Here is a 20,350-nt window from a genome sequence, read left to right as displayed (position 1 = left end):
GCAAAGGTATCACATTTTTTTTATTGTTTGCCAACCTGATGGTTATGCTTTGCAGAGGTATTAAATAAAAAAGGCGTTTCTAAATTGAAACGCCTTTTTATAGCTATTGACATCTAATAATTATCTTCTTCCGCCTCCAGAATTTCCTCTTGATTCGCCACCGCTTGATCTTTGAGACTGTTGCGGTGCAGATTGCGTTCTGCTTGGTGCAGGAGCTTGGGCTCTAGTCTGAGTCTGCGCTGGCGCCTGTGCTCTTGTTTGCGTTCTTGCCGGAGCCGTTTGCATTGGAGCTGACTGTGATCTTGAGGATGTTGAAGAACTGTTTGATCTAGTTGAATTACTTGAAGAACGAACAGGCGTAGATGCGCTTGAAGTGTTTCTTGCTGGCGTCGACACAGATGTGTTGCTTCTCGTTCCCGTTGTTGATCTAACTGTATTTGTATTATTTCTTGTCGGTGTTTCTGTAGAAGTACTACTTCTTGTTCCCGTTGTTGATCTAACTGTATTTGTATTATTCCTTGTCGGTGTTGCTGTAGAAGTAGTACTTCTTGTTCCCGCTGTTGATCTTACGCTATTGGAAGTCGTGTTTCTTGTTGAATTAGTTCTTGTTGAAGCCGCTCTGGTTCCTGTATTTCTAGAAGCAACCAATTCTTGCCTGTTTGAAACGTTACTATTTCTTTGAGCAAATGATCGGTTTGGATATTGTCTTGCATAACCGTCAGAACGTCTTCCGTTGTACATGGCCACAGCTCTCGAACTTCTTCTTGTGTTCACATAGTTATAATGATTGTTTACGTTAATATGAACGTGAACGTTTCTTTGGTATCTGTAAACAGGGTAAGGGTTCCAAGGGTTATAATACGTCGGATAATAGTTCCAGTAATAAGGAGAATAATAAGGTCTGTAAGAATTTACCCAAAACACATTGTAAATTAGAGGCGTATGAACATACACTGGCTCATAAATATAATTTGAACCATACATATAAACATCTCCCACTACCTGAACCTGAACATTGTTGTTCGAGTCTCTTTCTACTTCCACGGTCGCCACGTCTTGAAAAATATCTTTTTCAAGCACAGATTGAATGATGATTAGGTGGGTATTGTTTTCTACAGTTTCAATAACTCTCAAATAATCAACTTGTCTGTCTCCATTCAAGTCAAGATTCGAAATCTGTATTTTTGGATCATTCAAGCGTCTTTCAAAATCAGCCAAATCTTCAGAATCTCCAAAGATGGAAGCCACTGCTTTAAGGTCTAAGTTATCACTGATGTCGCTATTGTTTGCGCGAACGGTCGTTCTGTCTTGCGCTTGTATATTAGTTCCAAAAAATAGTGCAAACAGAGCAAATATGGTAAATTTCGTTTTCATGATTTCTATGTGTAAAATGTTTTTTGAATTGTTTGATTGACGTCTTTGGCAATGATAAACCAAAAGCTGTGCCAAACTATTTAAGCTTACTTGTATATTTTTAAAAAGGCAGTAGGAGTAAGGCCTGAAGCTTTTTTAAATAATTTTGAAAAGTAAGCGTAGTCTTCATAACCTAAGGAAAAGGCTACTTCAGAAAAATTATTTTTGGTGTGCAAGACGCTTCTTTTGGCTTCTAAAATAATTCGGTCAGAAATCATTTCAGAAGCCGTTTTGTCGAGCACGCTTTTTGTAATTCTGTTGAGGTGCTTTGGACTGATATTCATCCAGGAAGCATATTGCGAAGGTGATTTTTCTTTGATGTAATTTTTTTCGAGCAGTGATTCAAACTGCTGTAATTTTTCGGAATAAGAATTGGCTTTGATGATTTTTTGCGAATTGTCTTCTAAATACAACCGAGATATTTCTATGTAAATTATGTCAATATAACTCAGGATCAATTGCTGTTGAAACGCTTTTTTATTTAAGTATTCTTCCAGCAATCTGTGGAATAATTTTTCGATCTGCTCTTTGTTTTTTTCTCCTAAAGCTAAAAAAGGCGTATTTTGGATGGAATAAAAAAATGGAAACTGATGCATTCGATTGTGTGAATAATGCAAGTCATAAAAATTGGCGGTATGTGAAAAAATATATCCGTCAATATCTTCAGAAAGTTCCCAATGGTGGGTTTGCCCGGGCGCCATAAGAAATAAGCTTCCAGGTTTTATTTCATACGAATTAAAATCAATTTCATGCCGGCCCGAACCTTTTGTAAACAAAATGGCAAGATAAGAATTGTGCTTGTGTGGTTTTGTAATCTTGCTTTGGTTTTGAGAAATGTGTGCCGGAATTTTGTTTACAAAAAAATCTTTTTGGCTTTTATCCAATTCAAATTGCGTGATATCTAAAATGCTGATCATTTCCATCTGCTAAAATTACAAATAAAAATGTCCTTTTTGTACAAGTTTAAAAATAATATTTTATGCTTTTTTTGCTTTCTTATTTTTTCTTCCCCAGAAAATGATAAAACCAGTTACTGGCAAAGCTGCCGCTAAAAGGCTTAAGGTAAAGGCAATTATTTTTCCGGCCAGGCCAAAGAACTGTCCGGTGTGCAGGCCATAATTCATTTCTTGCAATTGCGTTCCGGGATTTTTATTTTCATACAGGTGGGAACTTAAAAGCGCTCCTGTTTTGGGATGGAAATGCAAATTTGATTGGTGGTCAAAACCAAAGGCATCAGGATAAGAACCTGTAATTATCGGCAATTTTTCACCTTGGTACCAAACAAAAAACATTTCGTCGTTCGGCTTGGCTTTAAAAGCTTGCGAAAGCGCCATATCCATCGGATTTGTATTTGAATTCGATGTCAATGTTGAATCAATTGCAGGTGTAACTTCTTTGGGATATTCCCTTCCTAAGTTTCCAACCACATACATTGCTTTGTGCATCCATTCATACGAAAAAGTCAATCCTGTCAAGGCCATTACCAGTACCAGAAGAGAAATGTAAAATCCGGTAACGTTGTGCCAATCATAGTTGACGCGGCGCCATTTGGCATTCCATTTTATTTTGATTCTCTTCTTTACATCTTTTCGCTTTTTAGGCCACCAGAGAACAATTCCCGAAAAAAGCATCAAAATAAAAATGAGGGTAGCAATCCCCACCACTTGTTTTCCGATTTTTTCCGGCAGCCACAAGTGCATGTGCAGGTCTTCGATGATGACAAAAAAATCTTCTTCGATGTTTTCTTGCTTTAATAATTTTCCAGAATACGGGTTAAAATATAGATTGTAAGCTTTCTCTTTTATTAGTGCATAAACAATTGCGGGCCGGTCTTTTCCATAAAAAACAACCATATCTGTGGTAGCTTCTGGAAAAAGGGATTGGGCATTTTGTTGCAATTGTGAAGGAAGAATATATGGCTTGTCCTGAATTTCCACTTTTCGATAGTCTCTGGTCAAGTCCTTAATTTCGTCATGAAAACAATAAATACAGCCTGTGATGCTTACGATAAGCACAATAAGCCCAGACGTAAGTCCGAGCCATTTGTGTATAAACCTAATGTTTTTTTTCAAGCTCATTTAGAATTTATAGGAAACGCTTCCCATAAACGTTCTTGGCGTTTGAACGTTTATTGTGGTGTAGCCGTTAAAATATAATTCGTCGGTCAAATTGTTTACTTTTAATGAAAGCCTGTATTTGGGCTGGTCATAATAAAGTGCGGCATTGACTACAGCATAAGAGGGTAAAGTGAAAGTTTGAACGTCGGCCTTATTGCCACTTCCTAAAGGATTTCTGTTATAAATAAAAGTTTCGTCGGCATAATTTCCTCCAAAACCAAAAGCTAAGCCTTTCATTTTAGTGGATTGCAGGCTATAACTGATCCAATAATTAATTAAATTTTCAGGACCTGCCGTTTCGGGCCTTAAACCGTCAACATCAGCATTGGCATTGTTTAATTTGCTGTTATTGAAGGAATAGCCAAATATGAAATTTAAACCAGGAATTGGATTTGCCGTTACTTCAGCCTCGAAGCCTTTGCTGGTTTGATTTCCGTCTTGAACATTTGTGTTTGCTAATTGTCCCGCTCTTACAATATCCTTAACTTCAATGTTGTAATAACTAAAAGTGGCGCTTACCTTGTTTTCAAAAACATTTAATTTTACTCCAGCTTCCAACTGATTCGCTTGTTCTGGATCAAAAGCTCTTAATTGTGGCGTCCCATTTACATCAGCCAATTGATAGCCGATGTTTCTGAAACTATTTTGGTAGTTTCCAAAAATAGAAACTTGCTCTTTTACGATTTGATAGATGGCTCCAAATTTTGGAGACAAGGCATTTTGAGAAAAATCTCCAGAAGTGCTGTTGGTTGCAGGGTCATAATTTCCGTCATTATTATAATGGTCAAAACGCAAAGATGCTGAAAGAATAAAGCGGTCTGTAACATTTAATACATCAGAAACATAAGCGCTGTATGTTGTCAACGAAGTGTGTGATCTTGATTGTGTTCCTTGTGCAAACAGGGCATCTGCAGCGTCAGGAGTAAAGTTGTAATAATTGGCATTGGCACCCGCATAATTAACGGTGTCAAATAAAAAGAAGGTCGGCAAATAGCCAAAACCAATTTTGCTTTCTGCACGATAGATGTCACCGCCCAACAAGAATTTGTTTTTCATTCCGAAGATAGTAAATTCTCCGTTGAAGTTTTGTTGAAATTCAATGATGTTGTCTCTTCCGTCAATATTCCAAACGTTTCTTGACATCTCATTGTTTCTTAATAAGTAAAACCAAGTTTGAGGTCCTTCCGATTGATTTGAGCTTGTGCTCAAAACAGTTTGAGAACTTAAATGGTCATTGATTTGATAATTGGCCTGTGCAAAAATATTTGTTGTTTTGGTATTCATCATGAATTCATCGCCCACAAATGATCTCTTCCAATTCATTTTAATATCATCTGCACTGTGGAGCCCCAAGTTATTTGGTGTTTCTCCATACGGGATATAAATTAAAGGCATTGAAGAAGCATCAACATTCGATAATTCAGCATCAATAGAAATTGAAAGTTTTTCATTCACTTGATACGAAAAAGAGGGTGCAAAGAAGTAGCTTCGGGTGTGTCCGTAATCTTGAAAAGTATTGGCGTTATTGTAAGCTCCATTGACCCGTAGCAACGCGGTGTTGTCATTATTTAGTGGAGTATTAATGTCTGCTGTAATTCGGTTTAAGCCATAGCTTCCCGATTGATAGGAGATTTCGCCACCAAAATTTTCATACGGCTTTTTAGTAACACGATTAATTAAACCTCCATATGAAGTCAATAAACTGCCGAATAAAGTTGCCGACGGCCCTTTAATTGCTTCCAATCTTTCTAAATTTGAAGCGTCAACATTGTTTGTGATTTTACCCGCTATTCCATTTCTCAACAAGCTTTGGGTAATAAAACCGCGAGAAGAAAAATAAGAACCACCATCGCCAACGCGACCTGTTGAAGCCCACAATTGGTAAAGGCCAGGAATGTTTTTTAAAGCTTCATCTTGGTTGACAACCAATTGGTCTTTCATCAATTCTTTGGTTACAACGCTATAAACTTGTGCGTTTTCTAAATTTTTTAGGGGCATTTTAGCAACATAATTGCTTTCAGATTTGGTGTACCTGTTAATGTTTCCGGTAATGACAACTTCTTCTAAAGTTTCGTTTTTGTTGTTTAAAGTAGTTTGTTCTACAGAAGTGGTTTCGTTTTCACGAATTAAAAAATATACTTCTTTTGAGGTAAATCCAACAAAAGCAATTTTTAAGGTATAGTCGCCGGGCTTGATGTTTTTGATTTCAAACTTTCCTTCTGAATCAGTTTGAGTTCCAAATTTGGTGCCGTTTACCGTTACAGTAACTGATTCAAGGGGCGTATTGTCAGAAGAAACAATTTTACCGATGACAGCGCCATTTTGGGCAAATCCAATTGCACTGCAAAAAACGCTGATAAACACTGTTATTAAAAATTTATTCATTTTGAATAATTGTTAAGTTTTTGATTTTTTTTGCAAAGGTAAATAGCAAAAAGCATTCGCGCACTATTAATTTAGATTAAATATAAATAGCATTGGTCGAATTATGATTATTATAAAAAATAGTACCATTATGCAGTAGAACAAAATATATTTATTCAAAAATTGCTTTTAGATTAACGTTGTTTAGCAATTTTTTTAAATAATTCCATTTTTAGATCATATTATTTAACACGAATTGCATTATAAAACATCCAATGGTACTGTATCAAAAGTTTTTGTGAGTCAATTGGCATTCAAAATGCATTTACTGTAGAAAGAAATATCTTTTGTTTATTTGTACATCCTTATTGTTTAAGAAATGAGAAAAATTTTGTTTATATTTTTGGCGCCATTGGCTTTTGTTTCCTGTGATTCAAAAATTTCACAACCAAAAAATGGCTATTTTACAAGAATTGAAATGGATACGCTGATAGAAACCAATTGCAGTGTCAGAGCCCTTACAATTGTAAATGATACAGTTTGGTTTGGAGCTGATAAAGGGACGTTTGGTTACTATGACCTAACAGCTAATGAAAAATTTCTTGATACTATTTCAGGAGAATATTCCTTGCCAGAATTCAGGAGCATTGCCAGTAATGGCAACGGCATTTTTTTATTAAATGTGGGAAGTCCAGCTTTGCTTTATAAAGTTTCAAAAAACGGCAGAGACAAAAAACTCGTTTATAAAGAAACTCACAAAGACATTTTTTATGATTCCATGAAATTCTGTAATGATAAAGAAGGAATTGCCATTGGTGATCCAGTGGAAGGTTGCTTTTCAATAATTATTACCCATGATGGAGGAGAAACTTGGAAAAAACTTTCCTGCGAAAATCTACCAAAATTGGCCGAAGGCGAAGCGGCTTTCGCGGCCAGCAATACAAATCTTGTAGTCAATAAAAACGATACGTGGATCGTCTCTGGAGGAACAAAAGCCAGAGTATTTTATTCTCCGGATAAAGGAAAAACGTGGGAGGTTTACACTACGCCAATTACACAAGGCCTTTCCATGGCCGGAATTTTTTCAGCCGATTTTTATGATGAAAACATCGGTTTTATTGTCGGAGGAAATTATGACAGACCTTCTCAAAATTCAGGAAACAAAGCGTTGACTCTAAACGGAGGGAAAACCTGGGCTTTAATGGCTGAAAACACCGGATTTGGTTATGCAGATTGTGTGCAGTTTGTGCCCAATTCTGGTGGCAGGCAGTTGGTTACCGTAGGTTTTTCAGGTATAAATTATTCGTCAGATCAGGGAAAAACCTGGATACAGCTCTCACCAGATAAAGGATATCAAACCATTCGGTTTATTGATGGAGCAACAGCTGTAGCTGCCGGGAAAAATAAAATTGCCAAAATAAAATTCAAAAAATAAGGCCCTATTTTTTAGGACCTTTTTCTTTAAACTGTTTTAATAATTTGCGCTGAAATTCATCTTCCGCTTTTTTCAATTTTACAATCTTCTTTGCAGAAAGTATTGGTTTTAAATTTGAAAACAATTTCTTTTTATTCTGTAATAATTCGTCATCAAGAGCTTCCATTTGATTTAAAACAGACAAAGCATCTTTTTCTGACATGGAATCAACGGCCTCTATTTTTTTGCTGAGGCCTCGCATTTTTCGGTGCCTGATTTCAAATTGCTTGTCATCGAAATCATTATAAACGGGCCAAAATTTCGCTGCTTCTTCTGATGATAAATCCAATTCAGTGGTGATAAAGGCTGTTTTTAAAGCCTTAATTCGTTCTCTTTTGCTGTCTTTTCCTTGCGCCGCAACGCCCAATGAAACCATCAGAATAAATAAGGTAATGTACTTTTTCATAGTTATTCAATTAGGTAATTTTCTAAATTTCCATTATACTCCATCGCACTGTTCAACGTTGATTCGTCCATGGCTAAATCTCTTTCTAGTGCGTCAATATCTTCATTATCAAGCATATTTACCAATTCATATTGACTGATATTTGATTGCGCCAAATAAGTTTCTATGGTGGCATCATCAATATTTTGCGAATCAGAAGGTTTGTTTAAAAACGGAATCATAATACCCAAAACCAAAACTGCCGCAGCTGCCAAAAACCAATTTTTTCTTCGCTGGAAAAGTGAAACCACTGGCTTTTCTTCGAGACTAACTTTCGCAAGAACACTTTCTGAAAAATTCTCAAAATAATGCTCAGGCGTCTTAAATCCTGAATTAATTTTTGGATGATTTTCTAAATTAAATGAGTTCATAATCGTTTGACTTTAAAAATCTAAAAAGGTTTAATTTTTAATCATATATTCTTCAATCTTCTTCACAGCATGGTGATACGAAGCCTTTAAAGCTCCCACTGATGTGCCTAAAATATCAGACAATTCTTCATATTTCAGTTCTTCAAAATACCGCATCTTAAAAACAAGTTGCTGTTTTTCGGGCAATAAAGCAATCGCTTTCTGCAGTTTTAACTGAATTTCATCGCCCTCAAAATACGAATCTGCCTGCAAGTTTTCAATTTTTTTTTCTTGAAAATCGGCATTTGTCATTCCGTTGCGTTTGGCTTTCGCATTTAAAAAAGTAATCGCTTCGTTCGTTGCAATTCGGTAAATCCACGAAAATAATTTGCTCTCGCCCTTAAAATCCTTCAAGCTCCTGAACACTTTCACAAACGTATTCTGCAACACATCATCTGCATCATCGTGATTCAAGACAATATTTCTGATATGATTGTAAAGTGACTTCTGATAGGTTGCCAACAAGGCTTCAAACGCTTTATTCTGCGTTTTTGCATCCAATAATTCCTTTATGAAAGCGGATTCGTCCTGCAATTTAATTCGTTTTTAATAAGACTAAAGATAGCCTAAAAGGTTTAATCGAACCGTAAGTTTTTTGTGAGAAGCGAAAGTTTCGGCATTTTCAGTAAAGGCATTTCCCGCTTTCTGCAGTAGCTTTTCTCCGAAAACGGAAGAAAAGGCTACACCCGCCAATCGGGGCTAATGGAGAAAGATTTTCGTTTTTTTGTAAAGAACAGTCTGCCAATTGGGTTCAATCAGTAAAAAGAGAAAAGAGAAAAGAGAAAAGAGAAAATTCTGTAATTCTTGGCAAATACACAAAACAATTTTAGAAAAAAATCCCTTCTAATCCTTTAATCTATGGCTTTATTTGAAAAACCAAAAAGAAACAATAACAAAATTGTCATTCCGACGAAAAAGGAATCGTACAAAGAAAGGTAAAGTAACGGTAATTCCTATTTCGTCTGAATGGCAGTAAATTAGAATTTGCTTCTAAATTTATTCAGTTGGCTCGGCTTTTGTTTCCGGTTTTACTATAGGCTTTGGAGTAACCGGTTTCGCAACTGTATTTGCGGGTTTAGTAATAACAGCGCCAACAGGTTTTGATGCAGTCGAAGTTGAAGCCGGAACCAAATCAGTAGAACCTTCCACACCGCCAATTTCACTCACCACAGGGCCTGAATTTCCAACAGGAACATAAATTTCAGTAACCCATTTCGATGGACTTTTTACTTGATTGGCAGAAACCACATACACTTCCATGCGTTTTCCGTTTAAAGTTTCGCCTAAATTGTTTTTTCTAATGTGTGTTCTTGCTTTTTCCCAAGCTTCTTTGCTGTGCGAATAATCTCCTTTTAAAGTTGTTTTTAAAGCCTGGAAGGATTCTATCTTTCCGCTGGTGTAATCGCTTCCGTCAGCCGTAAAAATTTCTTCTTGCATTGGCAGGCAAACTGAAAAAACCGCTTTATCGCCCGAAACATCATACGAATCATATAAAACAAACGGACTTCCGGTCATTTTGATGCCGTTTTCTTTGAAAAACAATTCCATGCTTTGTAAAACAAGGCTCACATTTTTCTGAACTTCGGCTATTCTGCAAGTCACTTTATGTTGGAAGTAAATAGTTCCTGATTTTTGAACTACATTTTCTACTTTAATGTCATAAGTATTAATTTCATACGAAATCACTTTGTCTAATTTTGCCAATGATTTTTCATACATCGTTCCAACAATTTTAGAAATGCCTCCTTTGAAAGTGGCATAAACTTTATCCATAAAGCCGATTTTTCCTTTTGAATGCCAAGTCACTTTTGTACCGCCTGTGGTATCCTTAAAAGTCAAATAGGCGGTTGCTTCATTTCCATAAAAATTTACTTTTTGGGCAATACTGTCATTCTCTTTTTCAAAAACGGTGGTCATTTTTCCTTCGCCCGCAATTCCTGACCAAGAATAAGTAGCATCTTGGCCAATTGTCACACCCGGGTAGGTGAATTCCATATTGGGATCTTCATCTTTCCAAGACCCAAAATCTTCCCAGTTTCTATAATCATTTACATAACTAAAAACCACTGATTTTTGCGCTTTGATGACATGGCTTCGTTCTACTTCATACTCGCTGGGTTGGGTTGCCACATATACTGAAAGGCCAATTATAGCCAAAATAAACAAAAGCAAAATGTATTTCAGAATTCTCATAAATTAATTTTTAGGCGTTTTTTCCTTAAACAAATGTAGCAAAATACTTGGCATTAATGAAGCGATTCACCACGTATTCACTTCCCTTTATAAATTCTTATATTTGTTTATTATAAAGTTAAACTAAATCTAAGAATATGAAATTAAAAACCATTGCAGGTATTTTTCTTGCATCGGCATTTCTTGTTTCTTGTAATAAAGAAAAAGAGGAATCTAAAGAAGTTGCATCAGCCGAAACATCCGATTTTCAATATGAAGTAGAGCAATTTGCAGATATCAAGGTGTTGCGATACCAAGTTCCGGGTTGGGAAAAACTGACTTTGAAAGAGCAGAAACTGGTTTATTATTTGACTCAAGCGGGTATGGCGGGTCGCGATATTCATTGGGATCAAAACTACAAGCACAACTTAAAAATCAGAAAAGCGTTAGAAAATATTTACCAAAATTATAACGGAGATAAGACTTCATCTGATTGGGAAAACTTCGAAATCTACTTAAAAAGAGTTTGGTTCTCCAACGGAATCCACCACCATTATTCAAGCGACAAAATCAAGCCTGAATTTTCAAAGTCTTATTTTGAAACATTGCTTTCAGAAACAAAAACGACTTTGCCTTCTGAAGTTGTGGACGTTTTATTCAATACAAAAGATGCCAAAAAAGTAAATCTTGACGAGTCAAAAGGTTTATTAGCGGGTTCTGCCGTAAATTACTATGGAGAAGGAATTACTGCTAAAGATGTGGAAGCGTATTACAAAACAAAGAAAAGTCCTGATGCGACGCGACCATATTCTTTTGGATTAAATTCAAAATTGGTTCGTAATGCTAACGGTCAAATCGAAGAAAAAGTTTGGAAAAGTGGTGGAATGTATGGTCCTGCAATCGATAGAATCATTCATTGGTTGGAATTGGCGCAAGGCGTTGCTGAAAATAAAAAACAAGGCGATGCAATTGGACTGTTGATTCAATATTACAAAACGGGAGATTTAAAAACTTGGGATGATTACAACATTGCTTGGACTGAAGCTACAGAAGGAAATATTGACTACATCAACGGATTTGTTGAGGTGTACAACGATCCTTTGGGATATAGAGGTTCGTATGAGTCAGTAGTTCAAATCAAGGATTTTGATATGTCAAAAAAGATGGAAGTGATTTCAAAAAACGCACAATGGTTTGAAGACAATTCGCCTTTGATGGCAGATCACAAAAAGAAAAATGTGGTTGGTGTTTCCTATAAAGTGGTCGTGGTCGCTGGTGAATCAGGAGATTCATCGCCAAGCACGCCAATCGGCGTAAACCTTCCAAATGCCGACTGGATTCGTGCAGAACACGGTTCAAAATCAGTTTCTTTAGGGAATATTGTGGATTCCTACAGTCACGCTGGAGGTTCTGATCGATTGAAAGAATTTGCCAATGACAAAGAAGAAATTGAATTGGAAGAAAAGTACGGAGAAACTGCTGATAAATTGCATACGGCGCTGCACGAAGTTGTGGGTCACGCATCTGGGCAAATCAATCCGGGCGTAGGAACTCCAAAAGAAACATTGAAAAGTTACGCTTCGACTTTAGAAGAAGGGCGCGCTGATTTGGTGGGCTTATTTTATTTATACAATCCAAAAATGCAAGAATTAGGTTTGGTTGACGACTGGAAAAAAATGGGAACTGCCGCTTATGACGGTTATATCAGAAATGGTTTGGTGACGCAATTGATTCGTTTAGAGCAAGGTGCAGACATTGAAGAAGCGCACATGAGAAACCGCCAATGGGTGAGTGCTTGGGTTTTTGAAAAAGGGAAGAAAGACAATGTAATTGAGAAAATTACGCGTGACGGAAAAACCTACTTCAACATCACGAACTATGAAAAATTACACGAATTATTCGGACAGCTTTTGAAAGAAACACAAAGAATTAAATCAGAAGGTGATTTCGTGGCAGGAAAAGCGCTGGTAGAAAATTATGGGGTGAAAGTAGACCAAAAATTGCACAAAGAAATTTTGGAGCGAAACAAACAGTTCAAATCAGCGCCTTACAGTGGCTTTGTAAATCCGGTTTTGGTTCCGAAAACTAATGATAAGGGAGAAATTACTTCTTTTGAAATCACACAGCCAAAAACATTTGCTGAACAAATGTTGCATTATTCTAAAACGTATGGTTTCTTGGCAGAAGAGAATTAAGAAACATATTTTATGTTACCAGAAATTTATGAAAAAAATCCTAATACTAACAATCTGCTTCATAATATTAAGTTGTAATAACATTGATATTGAACAAAAAAAGTTAAACAATTTGACATCAAAAATTTCTTTACTTGAAGAAGAAAATAAATTACTTAAAGATTCAATAAAAAGAAATGCTGAGAATTTTTTACATTCATTACATTTGATTGGAATTCCACATAGCAAAATATCAAAAGTTGGTAGAAATGATAGTATAGCTGTTTTAGTTCATCCTTTCGATATAAAACTCCCTGAATATGAAATTTACAAAATTGAAAACAACAAAAAAATTAAAATAGAAAATAATAACTCAACATTTTTTAATTATAAATTTAAACCCAAATCAATTAATGATAATAGAATTAAATTAGTTATTAAAATTCCAGAAAAGAATAAATTTGTTGAAATAAATGGAGATATTACAATTGACATTGAAAATTAAACTTCTGGTAACGTCGCTTTGCAGAGATTGCGAAATATTTGCAAAATCCATAAATTTCTTCCGCAACAAATTCTATCTTTTTAGAAAAATAACGGTTACGAAGTATGCAACTCGCGCAAGCCACCAAACCATTGTTTATTAAAAGAAAACGCCTTGAGAAATCAAGGCGTTTTTTATATTTTAATTTTTTCAAGATTTGATCCAACAAATTTTTGAAATTGAGTTAAATATTAATGTCTCAAATAAACTTTAATGACAAACAATAATCCGATAAAAGCTAAAAATCCCAGCAAAATCCAGAGGCTTCCCTTGTAAAAAACTTTGTGGAGCTTTAAATCTTTTCTGTAAGTGTAGATCATAGCGATCACAAAAACGATGATGAAGGATATAGCAAAAACGATTTGGCCTTGTGAAAACATAGTGTATAAATTTTATGCAAAAGTACTTATTTGATTTCAAAAAGTGAGTATTTTGCACCATCATTTAATTTTAGAAATTATGCAAAAACAATTGGACGCCGTGAAAGAATTTCACAAGGCATTTGGAATCGGATATAGTGAAATTGTAAAAGGTGATTTAGGCGAAAGCAAAAATACGCTTCGTTATAATTTAATGAAAGAAGAAAATGAGGAATATTTAGAAGCTGTTCAAAACGATGATAAAGTGGAAATCGCCGATGCTTTGGGTGATATGCTTTATATTTTATGCGGGACGATTATCGAACACGGTCTGCAACATAAAATTGAAGAAGTTTTTGACGAAATTCAAAGAAGCAATATGAGTAAATTAGGCCAAGACGGAAAACCCATTTACCGTGAAGATGGAAAAGTAATGAAAGGCCCTAATTATTTCAAGCCCGATTTTTCAGTAATTTTAAAATAAATTTTCAGTAAAAATACATCAAAGATTAATAACAGGGAAAACGATTGTAAATAAAGGCTTTACAATCGTTTTTTGATTTTTTGGTAATGATGTAAAAAGCAGAAAAAAGCGAGGTTAGGCAAAAGTAAGGTTACTAAAACGTTACTTTCAAGCATTAGCAGAAACCGCTTTAAAATACTGTAATTCAGCTTTCTGCATAGTTTTTCATATTGTTCCGTAGCTCGCATAGGTTTAATTTTATCATTAAGAATTGTGAGTATGGAAACGACAAAAAAATCAACGTTTAAGGTTCTTTTCTACCTTAAAAAGAATGCCCCGAAGAAGAACGGGAAAGTTACGGTTATGTGCAGAATTACCGTAAACGGTAATCAATCTGCATTCAGTGCCAAGTTGGATATTTCCGCAACAAATTGGGATTTGAAGTACGGCAGGGTTTTAGGTAAAAGCCGAGAGGCCCAAGAAATAAACAGCAAACTTGACAAAATCCGTTCAGGTATTGAGGAATGCTATTCCAAAATTCTGAAGAACGAGGGGACTGTAAACAGTACTAAACTTAAAAATGCCTTCCTCGGTATAGAAAGCGGAGAAATGACCTTTTTCAAGTTCTATGAACAGTTTCTTTCCGACTATGAGAAAAAGGTCAATAGCGGACTTCGGGTAAATGGAACACGAAGTAAGTATAAAACACTATTAAGACATCTTCGCAATTTTGTACTTACAAAATACGGTTACTCCGATGTGTCTTTTAATGACCTTACTCCTGATTTTGTACAGGACTTTGATTACTACCTGCGTGATGACCAAAGCTTGACACATAACACAATTTGGCTTTATATGATTGGCTTTACCACGGTTTGCCGATTGGCAATGAGCAGAAAGCATCTTGCTTTTAATCCGTTCAGCGAGTACAAGAATACCAAAAAGGAGAAAGACAGAGGTTATCTATTACGTAACGAATTGGAACAGCTTGTAACGTTCAACTGCGAGAAAAAGAAAGACGAATTGGTTAAAGACCTGTTTGTTTTCAGTTGCTTTACAGGTCTTTCCTATTCAGATATGAAAGGGCTTAGAAACAGTAATATTCAGGATTTCTTTGATGGCAACCAGTGGATTATTGTACGCAGAAAGAAAACGGCTATATCATCTAACGTGATGCTGTTGGATATTCCCAAAATGATTATCGAAAAATATGCAGGATTTTCAAAAGATGGAAAAGTATTTCCTGTACCATCAAATACGATTTGTAATGACAGCTTAAAGAGAATATCTCAACAGATTGAATGCCTGAAAGAAAAGAAAGTAACCTTTCATTTAGCACGCCATACGTTTGCCACGCTGTTTTTGAGCGAGGGCGTTCCGTTAGAGAGTTTGAGCAAAATGTTAGGGCATAAAAACATTGCTACCACACAGATTTATGCCAAAATTCTCAATGAGAAAGTCGGAAAGGATATGCAGAAGGTATCTAATAATTTCAAAAACATGGAAAACTCTTTTATTACTGAACTTTAAAACTAATAAAGCGATTAAAGAAAGCCAATGCTGTTTTGCGTTGGCTTTTTTGTAATTTAGCGCTCAAAGGGAAAATACTTTAAACAAAATATAAATTTAAAGAATGGGACAAAGTATAGCGGGAATTTGTGTAAACAATGGATTTGATACAGACGGTTTTGATTTGGGCAGAGAACTTGAATTGGAGTGGAAATTTCAAAAAAAAGTGTCTGCTGAAACCGCATTTGAAAGGCATAAAAAAAAAGGAGTTTATGATGTTTGTTTTTTAGAAAACGTAACTTTAATACTAACCGAATTGGAAACAGGAATATGGGGAAGAACTTCTGAAAATATGGAAGTTTTTTCTTTCGTCATTCAGGAATCCACAATGACTTTTAGTTTCAAGTGGAGCTTAAATTCCAAATTTGAGCAACGATATTTCCGAGTTGAAAATGACGTAGTGGATGATGAAGTTTCTATTGGAGAACCACTACCTATTGAGAATTTATATAAAGATTATGCAGATTTAATAGAAGCCCAGATAAAAAAGACAACAGGTTTTTCGCTTATTGATTTTTCAGATAAAGAATTTTACAGATTCAAATGGGTAGGTTCAGAGAAATTACTGCAAGACATTGAGTATGCTTTGAGAAGCGGATATTTTTATAAATATATGGATAGTAGATTAATTTCAAGTTATACCCCAGAAGAACAAATCAGACTATTTGAAATATTTCATCAGTATGCTTTAGAAAACAAGGTTGATGTATATCACTATATGACGCTGGGTAATTCTGAAGGAATAATACCTGTTGAAACGGTATTTAAATCAAATTATCAGGGTGTAATAAGAATATTATTAGAAAATCCCGAAACGGAATCAGTTGTTAAAAGGTACTACACAACAAAACAAACAGACTGGTTATTTGGGATAGATCCAACTGATGAAAAATTTTATAATAAAGTGCTCAATGATCATTTAAAAACTGAAGAAAATTTTATTCAGAATATTGAAGAACTTAAAGAAGAAAAAAAAGATAAAAAATGGTGGGAATTTTGGAAATAAAAAAAAGATGAATTAATGCACAAAATTTGTATTAATTATTTTAACGAAACACCACAGCCCACGGCTTTAAGCAGTGGGCTGTTTCTTTAATTGACCGATACGATTACAGTTTCATACAATCAGCTAACGCTGATAGTTATCTTCCAATACCATAATAATATCGCTTTCACGAAACAGAATTTTCCGTTCGAGCTTGATAAAAGGTATCAGTCCGTCATCCCTGTACTGTTGCAACGTCCGTTTGCTGATATGCAACATTTCGCAAACCTGTTCGCCTGACAGATAAATTTCCCCTTTTAAGAGCGGATGAAAATATTCCCTGATATACAACAGTTCATTTTTGATACCTACCACAGCTTCAAGCAGGGCAAGCATATCCTCGTTTGAATTTCCAATCTGTTTCATTTCTTTTGCTTTTTTAATGGTCGCTCTCCCTGCATCAGTAACTCCACTTCGGATAATTTGAAATATGTTTTACGATTGATTTGCGTTGCTCCAAGAATACCCTTTGCTCTATACGTTTGTAATGTTCGTTTACTGATATTGAGCAATTGGCAGGCTTCCTGTTGGTCGAGCCATTTCGTTGCCTGTTGCAGTGCTTTGTAAGGTGCTGTAATTTCCGCAATCAATAGAGATACTTCTTTTATTTCCTTATTCAATGCCTTTAAAATCTGAATGTCCAAAACCGTTATTTCCATACCTAATCAATTTAGACCTCGAAAATAAAAGCTATTCCAATAGACATATCCAATGTTGCTTTCATTGGCTTTGTTTGGCGTTCAGTTGCCAAATACTCGTCTATAATCCCAACTTTGGCTTTTTATTTTTTAGACCGGCTTCCTGTTTGATTGCATTGTCGATTCTTAAAGCAGGCTTTTGTTTGGTCTTTACCGTTTGGTTTTTATCAGTATTTTTAAAATCTGAACGAATAACCGTTTTTGTCGCACCTATGATGCTTTCAGGTTGGGAAGTTGATTTTACTGGTTGTGCAGAAAACATTGAAGACAAAAGCCTGACAACTCCTGACCCCTTTGCTCTTTTGAAATTTCGGTTGAAATTAGATGCAAAATTTGATAAAATACTTCCCCTTGAATCAAATCCGAATATAGGTAACTGTTCCATTATCTTATCAAGCCATTTTTTTCTTGGTTTTGGTTTTCTTTGCTGTTCCATAATAATACATTTTGCACAAAATAGAATATTTGGAAATGCACTCACGAGTTTTGGCTTCGTTTGGCTGTGTTTGGCGTTCACTGGCAGTATATGTGGATTTTAATCCTCAAAACACTTTAATTTTCCTGTGCTTGTGGCTCATGCAAATCAAAGAGTTTTGTAAGGATATAGGGAAAGCATAACAAAAAATATCCAAACCTTTTCCTACGCCCATTTTCTGTTATCCTTTCTGTGGCTTTCAAACCCACTTCTTTGATAAATGGCTTTTAATCCGCTTTTCATAAGCGGAAATATTGGAATGAACAGATTTCCAAAAAACGGATAAAAAGGCAGCTAAGTTGGAAAGGACATCCCACGCACTAGCCAGCAAAAAGCTTACGGCATAATGAAACAGAAAAAAGAAAATCTAAATCAAATTCTTTTTTCTGTTTCACCCTTCGGGACTTATTCCGTTTCCTTTTGGCTCTGCATTGTCCTTTCCGTTTATCTGCTTTCTTTTTTTCCTTTTTCTTTTGGAAAATATTTTTTTGAAGGAAGTTTTTCGGCTATCTACGATCGGCAGTGATATAAATACTATTTGTTTCGCTGATGATTAGTGTCGTCACTTCTTTTTCTTGTAAGGTTTGCGGAGCAAGAAAAAAGAAGCAAAAAGAACACCGCTTTTAAGACTGGATTTTTTATATCCAATGGTAAGGTTTATCCTTACGGTTCAGGTAACAGTACATTTCTTCCTTTTTGAGTTCGGGAAAGAATTTTAAAGCTTTGTCAATAGCGTAATTGGGAAGAAAGTAAATTTCGTCACGGATAGCTGTGACTACTTTATCATAACCGTAGAAACGGATGATTTCATCAATTTCCTGCTGACCTCCACGCTCCACGATACGGGCAATAATAGTCTTATAGGCTTTGTTAAAGTCCATTGCATCAATATCGAAATCCCAAAAAACACACGGTCAAGATTTGGAATATTTACGTTACCTTTTAATTCCATTGTTTTAAAATCACCGGTTTATATCCAATGGTAAGGTTTGTCCTTACGGTTCAGGTAACAGTACATTTCTTCCTTTTTGAGTTCAGGGAAGAATTTCAAAGCTTTGTCAATGGCGTAATTGGGAAGAAAGTAAATTTCGTCACGGATAGCCGTGACTACTTTATCACGACCATAAAAACGGATGATTTCATTAATTTCCTGTTGACCGCCACGTTCTAAAATACGTGAGATAACCATTTTATAGGCTTCCCATTCTATTTCATCAAATTTAAAATCCCAAAAGAATTTAGGGTGCAGATCAGGTCTGTTTACTATAATTTCCCCCATGTCATTCCGTTTTTTTTAGATATACAAATATACTGATTTTCAATTACATTACCTTCTGAAACCACGTCTTTTGTTCGTCTTCGGCACCTCTTTTTGTCTTTGTAATGTAGCCTGCTCCAAGGGATTTTTCAAGGCTTTTTCAAGAATGGCTTTTATCTCATTGAAGCTTTTTCCCTTTCCTTTTAATATACCGACTCCCTTAATAGATTCAATCCTGTCATAGGTTTTTAAACCAATACATGCCCAATAAGGGTCTTGTTTATACTTCTGGTGATAACTATCCAGATAATTTTTTAGCGGAGCATGCTCAAGTAAAAAAGCCATATCCACAAAATCCTTATATCGTTCACCGCTCTGATGAATGGCATGGAGTTTCATCGCACCGATGTCCTGGTTTGATACCATTCTGATACCATCATTATATTCTAAAGGAGCCACCAATGGATAATTGTGTGTCAGAACATCAACCTTTATATTCCCTATAAAAGCTAAAACAGTATTATTTGACAGTCCGTCTTCTATCAATTCGGCTCTATAGGCTTCCTTTAGGTATTTGAACATTTCTTTTGAGTCAAAATCTTTTGTTGTGAACAGGTCAATGTCCACCGATAAGCGATGTCCTAACCTCAAAGCAAGAGCTGTTCCACCCACCAAAAAATAATCTTTCAGCTTTTCATCTTTCATCAGCTTTTGGAGCAGTTCCCACATCTCTGCACTGACCGTTTCTTTGTGTAGCATAATTTTCGTTTTTCGGGAATTTACTCCCGAAATCGAAGCCTTAGCCCAAAGTGGCTGTCAGTGGCACTGTTTGGCGTTCATTGGCTGTTTGCTGTATTTTCAGCTTGACCTTTCAATTTTTAAGGAACTCAAAAAATAGGCTTGTTCTTTTCATTGAAGCTTTCCGTTATCTGCTGTTCAAATTCCTGAAAATGATGATCCAATAGATTAGACAGGTACGCATAGATGGTAATGTTGTCATCTCCGATAACCTGAATGATACGTGAGAGCTTTTTATGGTGGTTGGGATCGATATATACCGATTTCCCATGCCGTGCCGTAGTTTTTACTTCCCTGAAGAATATTTCTTCATATTCAGCCGGGCTGATTCTTTTGGTACGGCTTCGCTCTCTCTTTACCTCTTTTTCTTTTTCGGGTAGCTGTTCGGCAGGTGGTGTTTCATCAGGATCCTGTAGTCCACCTATTTTCACACCATCCACCATTAGGTTCATCATTTTCTCCTCATCAATATCAGGTGTCACTCTTTTTTTATTTTCTCTGTCCATAGATTTTTATGTTTATGTGTTTGCATATCTTATTGTTTGATCTCAAATACTATTATCCAAACGGAA

The 20,350-nt window shown here is 35.7% G+C and carries 22 protein-coding genes; 6 read left to right on the top strand and 16 right to left on the bottom strand.

Going from position 1 to position 20,350, the window contains the following annotated elements; translation table 11 throughout:
* Window positions 1-120: 120 nt before the first annotated feature.
* From EG849_RS04880 to EG849_RS04865, 4 genes are all read right to left on the bottom strand, one after another.
* A complete protein-coding gene (locus tag EG849_RS04880) occupies window positions 121-1,374 on the bottom strand; it encodes a hypothetical protein (RefSeq protein ID WP_125011968.1) in 1,254 nt (417 codons plus the stop codon).
* 86 nt (window positions 1,375-1,460) lie between these two features.
* On the bottom strand, window positions 1,461-2,336 hold the full coding sequence (locus tag EG849_RS04875; protein WP_125011967.1) for an AraC family transcriptional regulator: 876 nt from the start codon (window positions 2,334-2,336) through the stop codon (window positions 1,461-1,463).
* A 54-nt stretch (window positions 2,337-2,390) separates the two neighbouring features.
* Window positions 2,391-3,491 carry a PepSY-associated TM helix domain-containing protein gene (locus EG849_RS04870; protein ID WP_125011966.1) on the bottom strand — a complete coding sequence of 367 codons (1,101 nt, stop codon included), beginning with the start codon at window positions 3,489-3,491 and terminating at the stop codon, window positions 2,391-2,393.
* A complete protein-coding gene (locus EG849_RS04865; protein ID WP_125011965.1) occupies window positions 3,492-5,915 on the bottom strand; it encodes a TonB-dependent receptor in 2,424 nt (807 codons plus the stop codon).
* A gap of 358 nt (window positions 5,916-6,273) precedes the next feature.
* Here EG849_RS04865 and EG849_RS04860 point away from each other — a divergent pair, with 358 nt between their 5' ends.
* A complete protein-coding gene (locus EG849_RS04860) occupies window positions 6,274-7,329 on the top strand; it encodes a sialidase family protein (protein WP_125011964.1) in 1,056 nt (351 codons plus the stop codon).
* A 4-nt stretch (window positions 7,330-7,333) separates the two neighbouring features.
* On the opposite strand, the gene EG849_RS04855 is transcribed toward EG849_RS04860, so the two are convergent.
* The 4 genes from EG849_RS04855 to EG849_RS04840 form a co-directional block, all read right to left on the bottom strand.
* Window positions 7,334-7,774, bottom strand: a complete 441-nt coding sequence (locus EG849_RS04855; protein ID WP_233581748.1) for a sensor of ECF-type sigma factor — start codon at window positions 7,772-7,774, stop codon at window positions 7,334-7,336.
* Between the two features lie 2 nt (window positions 7,775-7,776).
* The gene (locus EG849_RS04850) at window positions 7,777-8,184 is read right to left on the bottom strand and encodes a hypothetical protein (RefSeq protein ID WP_125011963.1); all 408 of its coding nucleotides are present in this window, start codon (window positions 8,182-8,184) and stop codon (window positions 7,777-7,779) included.
* Between the two features lie 30 nt (window positions 8,185-8,214).
* Entirely contained in the window at window positions 8,215-8,757 is a 543-nt protein-coding gene (locus EG849_RS04845; RefSeq protein ID WP_125011962.1) for an RNA polymerase sigma factor, read from the bottom strand.
* Window positions 8,758-9,219: 462 nt separating this feature from the next.
* Window positions 9,220-10,416, bottom strand: a complete 1,197-nt coding sequence (locus tag EG849_RS04840; protein ID WP_125011961.1) for an SRPBCC family protein — start codon at window positions 10,414-10,416, stop codon at window positions 9,220-9,222.
* Between the two features lie 137 nt (window positions 10,417-10,553).
* On the opposite strand from EG849_RS04840, the gene EG849_RS04835 reads away from it, so the two are divergent.
* Complete coding sequence (locus EG849_RS04835; protein WP_125011960.1) at window positions 10,554-12,590, top strand: dipeptidyl-peptidase 3 family protein; 2,037 nt, start codon at window positions 10,554-10,556, stop codon at window positions 12,588-12,590.
* Window positions 12,591-12,702: 112 nt separating this feature from the next.
* Window positions 12,703-13,074: a hypothetical protein gene (locus EG849_RS04830; protein WP_125011959.1), complete on the top strand. Its 372-nt coding sequence runs from the start codon at window positions 12,703-12,705 to the stop codon at window positions 13,072-13,074.
* Between the two features lie 230 nt (window positions 13,075-13,304).
* Here EG849_RS04830 and EG849_RS04825 read toward each other — a convergent pair whose 3' ends face one another.
* Window positions 13,305-13,493: a hypothetical protein gene (locus EG849_RS04825; protein ID WP_125011958.1), complete on the bottom strand. Its 189-nt coding sequence runs from the start codon at window positions 13,491-13,493 to the stop codon at window positions 13,305-13,307.
* A gap of 79 nt (window positions 13,494-13,572) precedes the next feature.
* Between EG849_RS04825 and EG849_RS04820 the strand changes: the two genes are divergently transcribed.
* The 3 genes from EG849_RS04820 (at window position 13,573) to EG849_RS04810 (ending at window position 16,510) form a co-directional block, all read left to right on the top strand.
* Window positions 13,573-13,956, top strand: coding sequence for a pyrophosphohydrolase domain-containing protein (locus EG849_RS04820; RefSeq protein ID WP_125011957.1), 384 nt, complete (start codon window positions 13,573-13,575; stop codon window positions 13,954-13,956).
* A 258-nt stretch (window positions 13,957-14,214) separates the two neighbouring features.
* On the top strand, window positions 14,215-15,465 hold the full coding sequence (locus EG849_RS04815; RefSeq protein WP_125011956.1) for a site-specific integrase: 1,251 nt from the start codon (window positions 14,215-14,217) through the stop codon (window positions 15,463-15,465).
* A gap of 103 nt (window positions 15,466-15,568) precedes the next feature.
* A complete protein-coding gene (locus EG849_RS04810; protein ID WP_125011955.1) occupies window positions 15,569-16,510 on the top strand; it encodes a hypothetical protein in 942 nt (313 codons plus the stop codon).
* Between the two features lie 123 nt (window positions 16,511-16,633).
* Here EG849_RS04810 and EG849_RS04805 read toward each other — a convergent pair whose 3' ends face one another.
* The 7 genes from EG849_RS04805 to EG849_RS04775 form a co-directional block, all read right to left on the bottom strand.
* On the bottom strand, window positions 16,634-16,915 hold the full coding sequence (locus EG849_RS04805; RefSeq protein WP_125011954.1) for a helix-turn-helix domain-containing protein: 282 nt from the start codon (window positions 16,913-16,915) through the stop codon (window positions 16,634-16,636).
* Window positions 16,912-17,208: a helix-turn-helix domain-containing protein gene (locus tag EG849_RS04800; RefSeq protein ID WP_125011953.1), complete on the bottom strand. Its 297-nt coding sequence runs from the start codon at window positions 17,206-17,208 to the stop codon at window positions 16,912-16,914. The genes EG849_RS04805 and EG849_RS04800 overlap by 4 nt, the downstream gene beginning before the upstream one ends.
* Before the next feature lie 100 nt (window positions 17,209-17,308).
* Entirely contained in the window at window positions 17,309-17,683 is a 375-nt protein-coding gene (locus tag EG849_RS04795; protein WP_125011952.1) for a hypothetical protein, read from the bottom strand.
* A 677-nt stretch (window positions 17,684-18,360) separates the two neighbouring features.
* Entirely contained in the window at window positions 18,361-18,603 is a 243-nt protein-coding gene (locus EG849_RS04790; RefSeq protein ID WP_125011951.1) for a DUF6922 domain-containing protein, read from the bottom strand.
* Window positions 18,604-18,692: 89 nt separating this feature from the next.
* Entirely contained in the window at window positions 18,693-19,001 is a 309-nt protein-coding gene (locus tag EG849_RS04785) for a DUF6922 domain-containing protein (RefSeq protein WP_125011950.1), read from the bottom strand.
* 48 nt (window positions 19,002-19,049) lie between these two features.
* Entirely contained in the window at window positions 19,050-19,739 is a 690-nt protein-coding gene (locus EG849_RS04780) for a nucleotidyl transferase AbiEii/AbiGii toxin family protein (protein ID WP_125011949.1), read from the bottom strand.
* Window positions 19,740-19,867: 128 nt separating this feature from the next.
* Window positions 19,868-20,284 (bottom strand): DUF3408 domain-containing protein, encoded by a 417-nt coding sequence (locus EG849_RS04775; protein WP_125011948.1) that lies wholly within the window; start codon window positions 20,282-20,284, stop codon window positions 19,868-19,870.
* Window positions 20,285-20,350: the final 66 nt, after the last annotated feature.

Origin of the sequence: Flavobacterium macacae (genome assembly GCF_003865365.1) — a bacterium.
Taxonomy (GTDB): domain Bacteria; phylum Bacteroidota; class Bacteroidia; order Flavobacteriales; family Flavobacteriaceae; genus Flavobacterium; species Flavobacterium macacae.
The sequence above is the reverse complement of the archived record's forward strand: the minus strand, read 5'-3'. Positions and strand labels throughout refer to the sequence as shown.

Excerpts from the sequence above, each read along its gene's own strand:
- EG849_RS04880 (WP_125011968.1), bottom strand. The coding sequence starts at position 1,374 with ATGAAAACGAAATTTACCATATTTGCTCTGTTTGCACTATTTTTTGGA.
- EG849_RS04875 (WP_125011967.1), bottom strand. The coding sequence starts at position 2,336 with ATGGAAATGATCAGCATTTTAGATATCACGCAATTTGAATTGGATAAA.
- EG849_RS04870 (WP_125011966.1), bottom strand. The coding sequence starts at position 3,491 with ATGAGCTTGAAAAAAAACATTAGGTTTATACACAAATGGCTCGGACTT.
- EG849_RS04865 (WP_125011965.1), bottom strand. The coding sequence starts at position 5,915 with ATGAATAAATTTTTAATAACAGTGTTTATCAGCGTTTTTTGCAGTGCA.
- EG849_RS04860 (WP_125011964.1), top strand. The coding sequence starts at position 6,274 with ATGAGAAAAATTTTGTTTATATTTTTGGCGCCATTGGCTTTTGTTTCC.
- EG849_RS04855 (WP_233581748.1), bottom strand. The coding sequence starts at position 7,774 with ATGAAAAAGTACATTACCTTATTTATTCTGATGGTTTCATTGGGCGTT.
- EG849_RS04850 (WP_125011963.1), bottom strand. The coding sequence starts at position 8,184 with ATGAACTCATTTAATTTAGAAAATCATCCAAAAATTAATTCAGGATTT.
- EG849_RS04840 (WP_125011961.1), bottom strand. The coding sequence starts at position 10,416 with ATGAGAATTCTGAAATACATTTTGCTTTTGTTTATTTTGGCTATAATT.
- EG849_RS04835 (WP_125011960.1), top strand. The coding sequence starts at position 10,554 with ATGAAATTAAAAACCATTGCAGGTATTTTTCTTGCATCGGCATTTCTT.
- EG849_RS04825 (WP_125011958.1), bottom strand. The coding sequence starts at position 13,493 with ATGTTTTCACAAGGCCAAATCGTTTTTGCTATATCCTTCATCATCGTT.
- EG849_RS04820 (WP_125011957.1), top strand. The coding sequence starts at position 13,573 with ATGCAAAAACAATTGGACGCCGTGAAAGAATTTCACAAGGCATTTGGA.
- EG849_RS04815 (WP_125011956.1), top strand. The coding sequence starts at position 14,215 with ATGGAAACGACAAAAAAATCAACGTTTAAGGTTCTTTTCTACCTTAAA.
- EG849_RS04810 (WP_125011955.1), top strand. The coding sequence starts at position 15,569 with ATGGGACAAAGTATAGCGGGAATTTGTGTAAACAATGGATTTGATACA.
- EG849_RS04805 (WP_125011954.1), bottom strand. The coding sequence starts at position 16,915 with ATGAAACAGATTGGAAATTCAAACGAGGATATGCTTGCCCTGCTTGAA.
- EG849_RS04800 (WP_125011953.1), bottom strand. The coding sequence starts at position 17,208 with ATGGAAATAACGGTTTTGGACATTCAGATTTTAAAGGCATTGAATAAG.
- EG849_RS04795 (WP_125011952.1), bottom strand. The coding sequence starts at position 17,683 with ATGGAACAGCAAAGAAAACCAAAACCAAGAAAAAAATGGCTTGATAAG.
- EG849_RS04790 (WP_125011951.1), bottom strand. The coding sequence starts at position 18,603 with ATGGACTTTAACAAAGCCTATAAGACTATTATTGCCCGTATCGTGGAG.
- EG849_RS04785 (WP_125011950.1), bottom strand. The coding sequence starts at position 19,001 with ATGGGGGAAATTATAGTAAACAGACCTGATCTGCACCCTAAATTCTTT.
- EG849_RS04780 (WP_125011949.1), bottom strand. The coding sequence starts at position 19,739 with ATGCTACACAAAGAAACGGTCAGTGCAGAGATGTGGGAACTGCTCCAA.
- EG849_RS04775 (WP_125011948.1), bottom strand. The coding sequence starts at position 20,284 with ATGGACAGAGAAAATAAAAAAAGAGTGACACCTGATATTGATGAGGAG.